Source organism: Mycobacterium sp. DL, from assembly GCF_039729195.1.
GTDB lineage: Bacteria > Actinomycetota > Actinomycetes > Mycobacteriales > Mycobacteriaceae > Mycobacterium > Mycobacterium hippocampi_A.
The window spans coordinates 5,597,498-5,611,136 of sequence record NZ_CP155796.1 but is presented as its reverse complement, the minus strand read 5'-3'; the positions used below and the strand labels follow the sequence as shown (position 1 = coordinate 5,611,136).

11 protein-coding genes are annotated in these 13,639 nt (G+C 68.1%); 2 read left to right on the top strand and 9 right to left on the bottom strand.

Annotated features, from left to right (window positions below):
- Positions 1 to 28 precede the first annotated feature (28 nt).
- From ABDC78_RS26680 to ABDC78_RS26670, 3 genes are read right to left on the bottom strand one after another with little or no spacing between them, the layout of a single operon-like run.
- The gene (locus ABDC78_RS26680; protein ID WP_178356971.1) at positions 29 to 505 is read right to left on the bottom strand and encodes a DUF5130 domain-containing protein; all 477 of its coding nucleotides are present in this window, start codon (positions 503 to 505) and stop codon (positions 29 to 31) included.
- Positions 492 to 722, bottom strand: coding sequence for a hypothetical protein (locus tag ABDC78_RS26675; RefSeq protein WP_347133239.1), 231 nt, complete (start codon positions 720 to 722; stop codon positions 492 to 494). Before ABDC78_RS26675 ends, ABDC78_RS26680 begins: the two co-directional genes overlap by 14 nt.
- 25 nt (positions 723 to 747) lie before the next feature.
- On the bottom strand, positions 748 to 1,410 hold the full coding sequence (locus tag ABDC78_RS26670) for an HNH endonuclease (protein ID WP_178356972.1): 663 nt from the start codon (positions 1,408 to 1,410) through the stop codon (positions 748 to 750).
- A gap of 258 nt (positions 1,411 to 1,668) precedes the next feature.
- Between ABDC78_RS26670 and ABDC78_RS26665 the strand changes: the two genes are divergently transcribed.
- Complete coding sequence (locus ABDC78_RS26665) at positions 1,669 to 2,061, top strand: globin (RefSeq protein ID WP_347133544.1); 393 nt, start codon at positions 1,669 to 1,671, stop codon at positions 2,059 to 2,061.
- Positions 2,062 to 2,083: 22 nt separating this feature from the next.
- Here the strand turns inward: ABDC78_RS26665 and ABDC78_RS26660 are convergent, their stop codons facing one another.
- From ABDC78_RS26660 to ABDC78_RS26640, 5 genes are all read right to left on the bottom strand, one after another.
- Positions 2,084 to 2,764 carry a hypothetical protein gene (locus tag ABDC78_RS26660; RefSeq protein WP_178356974.1) on the bottom strand — a complete coding sequence of 227 codons (681 nt, stop codon included), beginning with the start codon at positions 2,762 to 2,764 and terminating at the stop codon, positions 2,084 to 2,086.
- Positions 2,761 to 3,123 (bottom strand): thioesterase family protein, encoded by a 363-nt coding sequence (locus ABDC78_RS26655; RefSeq protein WP_347133543.1) that lies wholly within the window; start codon positions 3,121 to 3,123, stop codon positions 2,761 to 2,763. The genes ABDC78_RS26660 and ABDC78_RS26655 overlap by 4 nt, the downstream gene beginning before the upstream one ends.
- Positions 3,124 to 3,176: 53 nt before the next feature.
- Complete coding sequence (locus ABDC78_RS26650) at positions 3,177 to 8,054, bottom strand: NAD-glutamate dehydrogenase (protein ID WP_178356976.1); 4,878 nt, start codon at positions 8,052 to 8,054, stop codon at positions 3,177 to 3,179.
- Between the two features lie 88 nt (positions 8,055 to 8,142).
- Entirely contained in the window at positions 8,143 to 9,816 is a 1,674-nt protein-coding gene (ettA, locus tag ABDC78_RS26645) for an energy-dependent translational throttle protein EttA (RefSeq protein WP_178356977.1), read from the bottom strand.
- 95 nt (positions 9,817 to 9,911) lie between these two features.
- The gene (locus tag ABDC78_RS26640) at positions 9,912 to 10,391 is read right to left on the bottom strand and encodes a single-stranded DNA-binding protein (protein WP_178356978.1); all 480 of its coding nucleotides are present in this window, start codon (positions 10,389 to 10,391) and stop codon (positions 9,912 to 9,914) included.
- A 169-nt stretch (positions 10,392 to 10,560) separates the two neighbouring features.
- On the opposite strand from ABDC78_RS26640, the gene ABDC78_RS26635 reads away from it, so the two are divergent.
- Complete coding sequence (locus ABDC78_RS26635) at positions 10,561 to 11,616, top strand: hypothetical protein (protein WP_178356979.1); 1,056 nt, start codon at positions 10,561 to 10,563, stop codon at positions 11,614 to 11,616.
- Here the strand turns inward: ABDC78_RS26635 and ABDC78_RS26630 are convergent.
- Positions 11,613 to 13,634, bottom strand: coding sequence for a cytochrome c oxidase assembly protein (locus ABDC78_RS26630; RefSeq protein ID WP_178356980.1), 2,022 nt, complete (start codon positions 13,632 to 13,634; stop codon positions 11,613 to 11,615). The genes ABDC78_RS26635 and ABDC78_RS26630 overlap by 4 nt on opposite strands.
- Between the last annotated feature and the right edge of the window lie 5 nt (positions 13,635 to 13,639).

The window sequence follows — 13,639 nt, the reverse complement described above, 5'->3', positions numbered from 1 at the left end:
TATTCCGCGGGGAAACCAGGCAACAAGGTCAGCGCGGCGAAACGCCGGCGGCGAGCACCCGCACGCCGCTGATCAACCCGTCGATCAGGTTGCCTTCTTTGAACGACGCAGCCGCCGCGGACACTCCGAGCGGAGCGGACTCCTCGATGCCGCGGCCCTTGACCTCCGACCCGTAGACCACCTCGATGGCCTTCTGGTCCGGCGATACGGCCAGCAGCACCGCGTTGTCGGGGGTCGGCACCTTGGCAAGCAGCTCCCGTGCAGTGGCAGCGGTGTCTGCGCCGAGGTCGCCGACGTAGACCGCGAAGCGGGCCTTGGCAGCGCGCGAACCGAACTTCAGCGCGTTGTCGAGGACCACCAGGTCCATCTTCGGGAACGGGTAGTGCACCGAGAGCTCACCGGGCTCGGTGACACCCGAGATCCGCCCGCTGGAAGTGACGGCATAGCCGTAGGGCAGTTCGGCCAGTGCGCCCGAACCGACGGTTGCGACTTCACCACTTGCCACTTGCGCCACCTCCCACTGTCAGATGCGAGCCGTGTCCGCCATGGCCGTGATCGGCAGGTTCCTCCGAGGCCCAGAGGATCGGCTCATGCGTCCACTTCTCCGCCATGTCGAAGGTCGCGGGGTGCGGCCCCTTCTTGGTGAAGATGAACAGGGACAGAAACAACGCTAACGCCAGCGGTACCAGCACGAAGCTGGCGTGAATCAGTACGGAGTTCACAGAGAAACCGTAACCCACGGCCCGGTCAGGCCGCGCCCTCACCCAGATATCTGACCCAGGCCGGGTCGAGTTCCTTGATGCTCGACAGCAATCGCCAGTGCTGCCCCTTGGGAGGGAGCGGCGTCGTGTGCAGAGCCCAGCCCAGTTCGGTCAGCAGTCGATCGGCCTTGCGGTGATTGCACGCCGAGCAGGCGGCGACGCAGTTCTCCCACGAGTGGGCACCGCCACGACTGCGGGGAATGACGTGGTCGACGGTGTCGGCCTTGGCCCCGCAGTACGCGCAGCGGAACCTGTCGCGGTGCATCAACGCCGCCCGCGTCATCGGCACGCGCGCCCGGTAAGGCACCCGGACGAACGTCCTCAGCCGGATCACCGACGGGACGACGACGGTCCGGGTCGCCGAGTGCACCACCGGCCCCTGAGGGTCGTCGTGCACCACGTCGGCTTTGCCGCACATCAGCATGACCACCGCGCGCCGCATCGGCAGTGCGGTGAGCGGTTCGTAGGTCGAGTTGAGCAGCAGCACGCGCCTGCGGCCCCAGATCGACGCCTCCGGCGGCGCGGCCGAGTGGGATTCGACACCCTGGACGACGCTGTGCAGCGCGCGCGTGGCAGTACTCGCTGTGGCCCCTGATGAGCCCGTTGCGGACCGGTGCCGGTGGCCGCGACCGTTCTTGCGCTGCGCCATACGTCCTCCGACGGACAGTCCACCACGGATCACCCCAGATCGCACGGCAATTCTCGACGTGTTCGCTGGTCAGTCGGTGAACATCGGGTGACCGTCGACCCCGGGTGGCGCTCGGCGGCGGCGGAAACCGCAGCGTAGCCAATATGCGAACCGGAACAGGAGTTCATCACCCGTACATCGACGGCCGGTCCGTCCGCGTGCGGGGCCGGTGGCGGCGATGGCCCACAATGGACGGTGATGGGTGTGCCAGAGGATTCAATCGACAAGCAGCAGTCGTTCTACGACGCGGTGGGCGGTCACGCGACGTTCCGCACCCTCGTGGGGCGGTTCTACGAGTTGGTGCGCGAGGACGAGATCCTGCGGCCGCTCTATCCCGAGGACGACCTCGACGGTGCCGAGGAGCGACTGCGGATGTTCCTCGAGCAGTACTGGGGCGGTCCACGCACCTACTCCGACCAGCGTGGCCATCCGCGACTGCGGATGCGTCATGCACCGTTTCGGATCGGCTATCTCGAGCGCGACGCATGGCTGCGTTGCATGCACACCGCCGTCGCCGAAATCGACGCGCAGACGCTTGACGACGCCCATCGCCAGGAACTGATCGGCTATCTGGAGATGGCCGCCCAGTCGATGGTCAACGCGCCGTTCTGAGGCCGCCGCCTCTGCCGGAAGCTCAGCGCAGGACCACCGCGGGGTCGCCGCGTCGCCGGTAGACGGTGCCGAACCGCGCGTCGATCCGCAGCCACGCCGGCAGGGTCCGCACCCGCACCACTTCGTCGGCGCTCACCGACTCGGGCGCGAAGTCGTCGCCGCCCTGCGATTGCCCCAGGAACCCCATCGCGGTCAGCGCGAACACACACCGCATCGGGATGCCGACGCTGTCGCCCGCCGCGCTGACCGCGACGACCTCCTGCTCCAGCAGTGAGGCGGGCGGGCCGTGCGCGCTGGAATGCTCCTTGGCCAGGCTGAGTCCCCGCTGCGCCAGATCCAGCACGTCCCGTGCCGGAACATCGTCGAGGTGGACGAACCCGGTGTCCGGAGGCAGGGCGCTGCCCCACGCGGAGTCCATGCCGAAACCGGGGTCGACGTACCCGTCCGCCGCCATCGCCGAAAGACCCGACAGGAGCGAGTCGGCACCCGCGCACAGATCGGCGGGCCGAACCCGGCCTCTGACGACCCTGCTGGCCAGCACGTCGAACCCGGTGGCGACCCACGCGACGATCGTCCCGTCCGGTCGTTGACGCAACCGCACGACGGCTGCCTCGTCCATGCGCTGCGCCCGTTCGGTGAACAGCGACAGGTCGTCCCGGTGGTCGGTGTCGTCGAGCCACACACCGCGCTCGGAGGCAATCATCGTGTCCAGCGGCGGAGATACTCTTGCTGAGCGCCCGAAAGCCGTTGCAGCCGTTGCTCCTCGATGTGGACCGCGGCCAGCTGCGTGTCCGCGATGACCGCGGGTCTGGAGTCCGGCGGCGCACCGACCGAACGCACCTCGTAGCCCACCGTGAAGTCCACCGCCCGAACCCGTTTCGACCACATCGTGACCTGCAACGGTGAATCGACCAGCCGCAACTGGGCCTTGTAGGCGATGTTCACCTCGGCGATCAGCAACCCGATGGTCGTGATCTCGTCGCCGAACGGCTCAGTCAGGAAAGGGATTCTGGCCTCTTCGAGGATCGTCACCATCGTCGCGTGGTTGATGTGCTGGTACATGTCGATATCCGACCAGCGCACGTGTACCGGCGCGGTGAACCCGTTCCGGTCCGTCACCCGGTCGATCCCGTTCCACTCGTCCTCGTCATGCTGCGGATCTGGCGTGCGGCCACCGACAGCGTCGCCAGGTCGTGCTCGCCGCTCTCGTAGAGTTCGGTCAGCGTGCGGCGCGCCCGGCTGACACGGGAACTGTTGGTCAGCTCCCACTCCGCGATCTTCTCCTGGCCGTTCTCGTCGGGCTCACCGGCGGCGAGCACGTCGAAGCACAGCGCCCGCAGCGACCCGTAGATGTCGTCACGAATCGCCAGGCGCGCCAACGAATGCCAGCGATCGTCCCGCGACAGCCGCGACACCGCAGTGAGCAGTCCGTCGGTACCGAGGTGGTCCATCAGCGCAAAATAGGTGTCGGCCACTTCGGCGGCGTCGCGGTCGACGATGTCGGCGATGTCGATCACGTCGAGAAGGCTGAACTGGTAGAGGCCGGTGGCGACCGAGTAGGCCAGATCCTCCGGCACGCCCTGCGAGGTGAAATCCCCCGCCTCGTTGGCGACGATCGCCGCATCGTCACCGCGCAGCCACTCGGGCATCCGCGGGGTGAGCGCGGCGACCTTGTCGGCGAATCGGTTGATCTCGGCACCCACCGCCAACGGTTGTGGCCGGTAGTTGAGCAGCCACCGAGTCGCGCGGTCGATCAGCCGCCGCAGATCGAGGGTCATCCGGTCGGTCACCGCCACCGAAACCCCGGCCGCTCCCGCTTCGCGGATCTGGCGCCACACCCGGCCGAGCCCGAAGATCGCGTCGGCGGCGACGAAGCTGCGCACCGCGTCGATCGGTGCCACGCCGACGTCCTCGGTGACACGGAAGGCATACGAGATGCCCGCGGTGTCGACCAGGTCGTTGACCAGCATGGTGGCCACGATCTCCCGACGGAGTTGGTGCGCCCGGATCTCGCCGCTGAACTGCTCACGCAGGGTCGACGGGAAGTACCACGGCAGCCTGGCGGCGAACACCTCCTGATCGGGCAGGTCCCCGGAGAGAAGGTCGTCCTTGAGCAACAGCTTGACGTGCGCCATCAGGGTCGCCAGCTCCGGCGACGTCAGCCCGATACCGGCTTCGGTACGCCGCCCGATCTCCTTCTCCGACGGCAGCGCCTCGAGTTCGCGGTTGAGCCCGCGATGCTCGACGAACTCCCTGATCATCCGGGAGTGCACCGACAGCAGGCTCGCGGCGTTCGCGCGGCTGGTGCCCATCAGGTCGTTCTGACTCTCGTTGTCGGCCAGCACAAGTCGGCCGACCTCGTCGGTCATCGACAGCAGCAGCTCGGTCCGGTCGTCGGCCTTGATCTTGCCGGTCGTTACCAGGGAGTCGATCAGGATCTTGATGTTGACCTCGTGGTCGGAGCAGTCCACCCCGGCGGAGTTGTCCATCGCGTCGGTATTGACCCGTCCGCCGATGAGGTCGAACTCGATGCGTCCCAGCGACGTCACACCCAGGTTGCCGCCTTCACCGATCACCTTGGCGCGCAACTGGTTCCCGTTCACCCGAACGGCGTCGTTGGCTCGGTCCCCGACGTCGGCGTCCGCCTCGGTCTCGGATTTGACGTAGGTTCCGATGCCGCCGTTGAAGAGCAGATCGGCGGGCGCCTTGAGGATCGCCTTCATCAGAGCCGGCGGCGTCAGGTCCGAGACCTCGTCGTCGATGCCGAGCACCGCGCGGGCTTCTGAGCTGATCGGGATGGACTTCTGCTGGCGGCTGTACACCCCGCCGCCCGCGCTGATCAGCGAGCTGTCGTAGTCTTCCCAGCTCGACCGCGGCAGTTCGAAGAGACGCTTGCGCTCCTGCCATGACGACGCCGCGTCGGGATTCGGGTCGATGAAGATGTGGCGATGGTCGAAGGCGGCGAGCAGCCGGATGTGCTTCGAGAGCAGCATCCCGTTGCCGAACACGTCACCGCTCATGTCTCCGACACCGACGACGGTGAAGTCCTCGGATTGAGTGTCCACTCCCATCTCCCGGAAGTGCCGCTTGACCGACTCCCACGCTCCCTTGGCGGTGATGCCCATCGCCTTGTGGTCGTATCCGACCGACCCGCCCGAGGCGAACGCATCTCCCAGCCAGAAGCCGTAGGACTTGGCGACATCGTTGGCGATGTCGGAGAACGTCGCGGTGCCCTTGTCCGCAGCGACCACGAGGTAGGCGTCGTCGCCGTCGCGCCGGATGACCTGCTGCGGCGTGACGATGGCCCCGGTGGCCATGTCGACGTTGTCGGTGACGTCGAGCAGGCCGGCGATGAACAGCCGGTAGCAGGCGACACCGGCTTCCCGGGTGGCCTCGCGGTCGACCGCCGGGTCACCGGTGGGGGCGGGTGGCTGCTTCACCACGAAACCGCCCTTGGCGCCGACGGGCACGATGACGGCGTTCTTGACCGCCTGCGCCTTGACCAGACCCAGGATCTCGGTGCGGAAATCCTCGCGCCGATCCGACCACCGCAGGCCACCGCGGGCGACGAAGCCGAAGCGCAGATGCACCCCCTCGACCTGCGGCGAGTACACGAAGATCTCGAACTTCGGCCGCGGCAGCGGGAGTTCGTCGATCAGTTGTGGATTCAGCTTGAAAGACAGCACATTCTGCGCGCGCGCCGAAGACTGCCCGGTGACGAAGTAGTTGGTGCGCAGGGTGGCCTGGATCATCGACGCGAACGCCCGCAGCACCCGGTCGGTGTCCAGACTGACCAGGGCGTCGATGTCGGCCGACACCGCGGCGACGGCCGCCTGCGCATCGCGGTTGGCGGCACCCTCGGCCTGCTCGGCGGGATAGAAGAGCGCTTCGAACAGGGCGACAAGCGACCGCGCGGTGCCGGCGTTGTCGTTGAGGACCGTGCCGATGTGGGACTGGCTGTACGGAAAGCCGGCTTGGCGCAGGTACTTCGCGTAGGCGCGCAGGATGATCACCTGCTGCCAGGTCAGTCCGGCCCGCAGCACGAGTTCGTTGAAGCGGTCGATCTCGGCCTGCCCGTGCCAGATCGCGGTGACCGCGTCGGCGAAGCGTTGCGCGGCGGCCTCACGCTCCGGCCCGGGTGGCGCCTCGGGGATGCCGCGGTGCGGTTTGACCTTGAACTGGTAGATCCAGACCTGCAGGCCGTCCGGGCGCGTCACGGTGAACGGGCGCTCCTCGAGCACCACCACGCCCATGGACTGCAGCATCGGCAGCAACTGGCTCAGCGATGCCGAGCGTCCCCCGAGGTACCAGACGAGGTTCGACACGCCCGTCTCGGCTGTCTCGTCGCTGTCGGCCAGCACCAGCTTGACCGAATTGTCTTCCAGCTCTTCGATGATCGTGATGTCCTCGAGGGCATGCAGGGGCGTGATCGCCTGCTTGTACACCTCGGAGAACGCGGTGGCGTAGTGCTCGGCCGCGGCCTGGTCGATCGAACCGTCCCTGACGGCTCCGAGAAGGCGGTCCGCCCAGGTGCGGGCGGCCTCGGTGAGCAGGTCCTGGATGCGCGCTTCGTTGGGCGCGGACACGTCGAGCGACTGCGGACTGTAGTTCTCCGGCAGTCGGACGGTGAAATGCACCACAGCCCAGGGTGACTCACTGACGCGGGCCGCATAGTCGATGCTGACACCGCCGAGTTCACGCACCAGGATGTCCTGCATCTCCAGCCGCACCGCGGTGGTGTAGCGGTCGCGGGGCAGATACACCAGGCACGAGACGAAGTGGGCGAGCGGGTCGGCCCGCATGAACAGCAGCGCGCGGCGACGCGAGCCCAGTTCGACCACCGCCATCGCCATGTCCAGCAGGGCCCTGGCGCTCAACGCGAACAGCTCCGAGCGCGGGATGGTCTGGATGATGTCGAGCAGCAGCTGCCCAGGATGGCTGGGATCGCGGTGGGCCATCGCCAGCGCGTCGTTGACCCGGCGGGAGATCAGCGGGATCTCCAGCACGTTGGCGTTCATCGCCGCGACCGTGAACAGGCCGACGAACCGGTGCTCGACCGCGGCCGAATCATCGGGGTCCGTTTTCTCGCGAACCACCACGATCTGCGGGTATGCGCCGTATCGCAGGAAGCTCGGAATCGTCGCCTGCGCCAACGCCAACAGGTCATCCTTGGTGGTCAGCTGCGGCAGCACATCCTGACGCATCCGCAGCACCCCGAGGCGACTCGACGCGTCCACCGTCGCCTCACCGTCGCGCACGGGGCAACGCTGGTAGCCCAGCAGGACAAAATGCCCGTCGGCCAGCCAGCGCAGCAGCGCCGCGACGTCCTTGCGGTCCGGGCTGGGGAAGCGGTGGCCGGTGTCGCTGTCGAGTTCGGCGGCCAGACTGCGCAGCATCGCGGCCATGGCGGTCGAGTCGAGCGCCACCTGGCGCGCGTCGGCCAGTACCCGCGGCAACAACTGCTCCACTTCGGCGAGTGCGCGTCGGTCCACCGACCGGGACAGCTGGATGTGCACCCAGGTCTCGTCGGCACCGGCGCCGAATGTCGCATCGGAGGACGGTGCGATGTCGAGGAGCTCACCGGAAGAACCGCGGCGCACCCGGAACACCGGGTTCATGATGGCCTTGTAAGCGACCCCGATGCGGTGCAGCAGCACGGTGACCGAATCCATCAGCATCGTGGCGTTGTCGGTGACGATCTGCAGTGCCGGCCCGAAGCCCCCGGGATCGTCCGCGGTGTACACCGCGACGCTGGTGGCGCCCGGGGAGCGTTGACTGCTCAGCCGGTACTGCGCTTCCACCAACGCCGGCGTCGCCAGCTTGCTGTCCGTGGCCGCACGCGGCATCGGCCCGGTGACCGAAGCCTCCGGCCCGGGAGCGCCGCCCTGGGGTCCGCGGTACGTCTCCAGATAGGCGGGGACAAGGCGCTCGATGACCTCGGAAGGTACCGATGCGCCCACTGTGCCGCTAATGGCACCTGGGTTCAACGACATTCGCCGCTCCTACTCGCACGTGCGGACCGACCCTCGTTGGCTGTCACCGACGCCCGCGGGTGCCGGTGACGTGGTCCGCACGACGAGACTATCCCCGCGTGAGCTTCCGATGGGTCACCCTGTGCGGACGGGCCGCTTCGGCACCGAGTCGCTCCACCTTGTTCTCCTCGTAGCCACCGAAGTTGCCCTCGAACCAGAACCACTTGGCCTCGTTGTCGCTGTCGCCCTCCCACGCCAGGATGTGGGTGCAGGTGCGGTCGAGGAACCACCGGTCGTGGCTGATGACCACTGCGCAGCCGGGGAACTTCTCGAGGGCGTTCTCCAGCGAACTCAGCGTCTCGACGTCGAGATCGTTGGTCGGCTCGTCGAGGAGGATCAGGTTCCCGCCCTCTTTGAGGGTCAGCGCCAGGTTCAACCGGTTGCGCTCACCGCCGGACAGCACGCCGGCCGGCTTCTGCTGGTCGGGACCTTTGAAGCCGAACGCCGACACGTAAGCCCGGGACGGCACCTCGTTCTGACCGACCTCGATGTAGTCCAGCCCGTCGGAAACGACTTCCCAGACGTTCTTCTTCGGGTCGATCCCGCCGCGGTTCTGGTCGACGTAGCTGAGTTTGACCGTCTCGCCGACCTTGACCGTGCCGCTGTCGGGCTCCTCGAGACCGACGATGGTCTTGAACAACGTGGTCTTGCCGACGCCGTTGGGGCCGATGACCCCGACGATGCCGTTTCGCGGCAGGGTGAAGGACAGATCCTTGATCAAGATCCGGCCGTCGAAGCCCTTGTCGAGGTGACTGACCTCGACGACCTGGTTGCCCAGTCGCGGGCCGGTCGGGATCTGGATCTCCTCGAAGTCGAGCTTGCGGGTCTTCTCCGCCTCGGCTGCCATCTCCTCGTAGCGTCCGAGGCGGGCCTTGTTCTTGGCCTGACGGGCCTTGGCGCCCGACCGGACCCAGGCGAGTTCCTCCTGCAGCCGCTTGTGCAGCTTCTGGTCCTTGCGGCCCTGGATGGCGACGCGCTCCGCCTTCTTCTCCAGATAGGTCGAGTAGTTGCCCTCGTAGGGGTACGCGCGACCCCGGTCGAGCTCGAGGATCCACTCGGCGACGTTGTCCAGGAAGTACCGGTCGTGGGTGACGGCCAGGATCGCGCCCTTGTATTCGGCGAGATGCTTCTCCAGCCACAGCACGCTCTCGGCGTCGAGGTGGTTGGTCGGCTCGTCGAGCAGCAGCAGGTCGGGCTCGGACAGCAGCAGCCTGCACAGTGCCACGCGGCGCTTCTCACCACCGGAGAGGTGGGTCACCGGCTCGTCGGGCGGCGGGCACCGCAGCGCATCCATCGCCTGTTCGAGCTTCGAGTCCAGATCCCAGGCGTCGGCCGCGTCCAGTTCCTCCTGGAGCTGACCCATCTCCTCCATGAGTTCGTCGGTGTAGTCGGTGGCCATCAGCTCGGCGACCTCGTTGTACCGGTTGAGCTTCGCCTTGATCGGAACGCCCTGCTCGACGTTCTCCCTGACGGTCTTGTCCTCGTCCAGCTGCGGCTCCTGCATGAGGATGCCCACGCTGGCGCCGGGTGCCAGGAACGCGTCGCCGTTGTTCGCCTGGTCCAGCCCGGCCATGATCCGCAAGACGCTCGACTTGCCGGCCCCGTTGGGGCCGACGACGCCGATCTTCGCGCCCGGAAGGAAGTTCAGGGTGACGTCGTCAAGGATGACCTTGTCGCCGTGCGCCTTGCGGACCTTCCGCATCGTGTAGATGAATTCGGCCATTGCCGTGGTGTCGCCTTTCTTGATCTTCGCGATCTAGAGGATCGTGCGATAGTCGGGCCCCATCCTAGGCGTGGCCGCACGGGCGGCGTTGGCCGCTACGCGCTCAGCGGCAGCCTCTTCTCCTCGACCTCGGACTCACCCTCGCCGTTGTCGGCGTCGGTCTCCACGCCCCCGTGGTGCTCGCCGTCGATCCCTGCGGCCGCCGGGGTGGTTTCAGGGTGCCTGCGCTTGTCGATGCGCACGATGCATCGCGCCAGATCCGGCCCCACGGAGGTGGCCCGGATCTCCAGGGAGGAACGACGGTTGCCGTCCCGGTCCTCGTATTCGCTGGTGTACACGGTGCCGACGACGATCACCGCGTCACCCTTCCCGAGGCCGGCGCCCACACCGGTGACCAGCCGGCCCCAGCAGTTGACCGTGGCGTACAGCGAGTTGCCCGGCTCCCAGGTTCCCTCGGCCGTACGCCTGCGCGAATTGCTGGCGACCCGGAACTTGAAGAGCTCCTGGTCGCCGACCCAGCGGCGCTCCGGGGCTGTGACGATCGTGCCTACGACGGTGATGGGTGTCTCGAACATGGTGTCCTTCTCTCTTCCTTCGGCAGCGGGCCCGGCACGTGCCTGACCCGTCGATGACACCCCCATTGACCGCCGCGCCGCCGACATCATCCGCGGTGCGGCGCCACGGACGGGGACGCGCTGTGGATGAATTGCGCGTTGGGGATGGCCGGGACATAGGTTGATCGGCATGACGGCGGACGGCGACGCGGGCCTCGGCGTCCTGGCGGGGATCCGCGTCGCGGTCGCCGAGTCGTTCGACGACGCCACGATCGCCGAGTTGGGCTCCGCAGGCGCCGTCGTCACCGCACCGGGTTCTTCGGACCGCGACGTCGCCGTCACGACGGACCTCCCGCCGGAACCGCGCGGTGATGGTGTCCTCGTCGTTCCCACCGCCGCCGCGATGGGGTGCCGCTGCTACGTCACCGCGCCTGACCTCGACACGGCCAACCGCGTGCTGACCGTGCTGGCCTCGGCGGCCGCACAGCGGTGGCCCGCGGACGTTCGTTTCGCCGCACCCGACAGTGCGGTCATCGGTGTCGCGGAGACCGTCCCCGGGGCGGTGCACACCACGCTGTCCGGCGCGGGATGGGCGGTTGACGCCGACCACGGCGACCTCCAGGGAGTCGATGCGGTGATCACCGACGGACCACCGACGGTGCCGGCCGACATGTGTGCGATCGGTGTGGCTGTCGACGGTTGCAACCTGACGGTGCTGAGCAGAGCGTTCGACGACGCCGTTGCGCTGGATGTTGCTGCCGTCCTCACCGGGAGGGACGCCGTCGACGCCGTGTGGTGCCTGAGCGGCGCCGGTCACGTCGAGTTGGTGGTGTTCGGCGCGCACCTGCGTGGCGGGCCGTTGACCCACCAGCTCACCGGTCGCGGCTCCCGCTGGGCCGGCGAGATCACCACGGCCCCCCGCTACCGGATGACGGTCCTGCCGACGTCACCCGCCAAGCCGGCGATCACCCGGGTGCCGGACGACGCACCGGGGGCCGCGCTGTACGGGCACCGATGGTTGATGTCGGCCGCGGCGCTGGGCGAATTCCTGTCAGCGCTGCCCGCCCCGATGCAGTTGGGGAAGGTCGAATTCGCCGACGGCACCTGGCGCACCGGGTTCGGTTGTGACGCTGCAGCGGCCACCGGGCCGGACATCAGCGCCTACGGCAGTTGGCCCGCCGCCGTCGAGGCCGGGGCGGTGTCCTTCTCCCGTCGCTCCGCTCGCCCCGTGCACGACCCGGATTAGCTTCCCTGCTGCGATTCGCGCCGGGCGAGTTCGGCCAGCATCCTGTTGTAGGCCGCGAGATCGGCGTCGTCGTCACGGTCGGCGGCGCGGTCGAGTCGCTTCGCGGTCCGCTGATCAGTGCGACGCCACTGGACGAACAGGGCGATCAGCACCACCACCAGTGGCACTTCGCCTGCAGCCCAGGCAATCCCGCCCCCGAGTCGCTGATCGCCGAGCAGATCGGTGTGCCAGTCCAGTTGCAGCGATCGGTAGAAATCCCCGCCGATCACCGATTTGGTGCCCATCAGGACCACACCGAAGAACGCGTGCAACGGCAGTGACGCGAACACCATCGCCAGCTTGGCGATATGCGGTATCGGCCGCGGCGTCGGATCGACGCCGATGACGACCCAGTAGAAGAGGTAGCCACTGAGCAGGAAGTGCAGGTTCATCGCCAGGTGGGCACCGTGGCTGTCGACGGCGGCGTCGAAGATCCCGCCGAAGTACAGGCCGTAGAACCCGACGATGAACAACGCGGTCGCGACGAACGGGTTGGTCAGTACCTGCGACACCCGCGAATGCAGCGCGGCGAGCACCCACTCGCGCGGGCCGGGCGGCTCGCCACGACCGGCCGTGGGCAGCGCCCGCAGCACCAGCGTCACCGGCGCGCCCAGCACCAGCAGGATCGGCACCAGCATCGACAGCAGCATGTGGGCGATCATGTGCATGCTGAACATCGCAGGCATGTACCGGCCGAGTCCCGACGACGTCGTGACCAACAGCAGCAGGCATCCGAGCACCCACGCCACCACCCTGCCGGTGGGCCAGGCATCGCCGCGGCGTCTGAGCCGCCGCACACCGCTCAGATACACGATCGCGAGCACGATGGCCGCGGTGCCGAACAGCAGGTCGAAGCGCCAGTCGAACAGGATTCTGCCCACGGTGGGTGGCCCCGCCAGGTCGTAGCCGATCTCGACCGCGGGAATCGACGGGTTCAGATTCGTCGGCGGCGGCGGCGGTGTCCGGCCCAGAGCGACCGCCGCCCCGAAAGTCAGCCCGAAGATGACCGCTTCGACCAGCGCCAGGCGGATCAGCGGGCCGCGCGCCTCGCCGTCGCCGCGCAGCGCCGCCACCCCCTTACCGCGCTGCTGCCACCCGAGATAGCCGAGCGCACACAACGCCGTGGCCTTCGCGATGAGCAGCCAGCCGTAGCTGGTGTGCAGCAGGTCTTCCGGGCGCACCCGCACGAGCGCGTTGATCACCCCGCTGAGCGCCATCGCCACAAAACACCACAGAGCGATCACCGAGAATCGCCGCGCCGCCAGGTACGCGTGCTCGCCCCCGCGCAGCGCGTGGACCAGCAGTGCCAGCAGCCCGCCGGCCCACAGCGCGCCGGCCACCAGGTGGATCAGCAGGCTGTTCGTGGCGACGTCGTGGGATCCGCCCGACGACGAGTGCCCGGTCAACGCCAGGGGCAGCAGCGTCACCAGTGACGCGGCGAACAACGCCGGCGTCCACGACCATCGCAGCACCGGCGCGCTGACCACGGCCACGGCGAAGGCGAACAGTGCGGTCCAGCGCCACGCGCTCGCCACGTCGATCAGGCCGGCCACCGACCAGATGTCGGCCGGGCTCAACTGCGTCGACAACGGCTGGCCGCTGACATCCGACACCGTCAGCGGCACCATCAGCGCGGCGCAGACGGCCCACAGCCCGGAGGCTGCCATCCCCGTGCGCAGCGCGCGGTAGCCGGCGGCGTCGAGCACGCCGTTGGTCTGCGGCGGGACCAGGAACGCGGCCAGTAGGAACGACCCGGTGGCCGTCACCGCGGCGATCTCCCCCGCCGCCCTCACGAACGGCAGCCCGTAACTGGTGACCGGTCCCGGATCGGGCAGACCCGTCGCTGTCAGGGCGTCCGCCAACGCCAGGCCGGCCAAGGCGGCTGCGGTCACCCCGGCGAGCAGCGCCACCCCGTACAGCACCGTCCACACCGGGGCGCTGCGCACACCGGTGGAGGCGAGACGGCCGGGTGAGGTCATGCGCC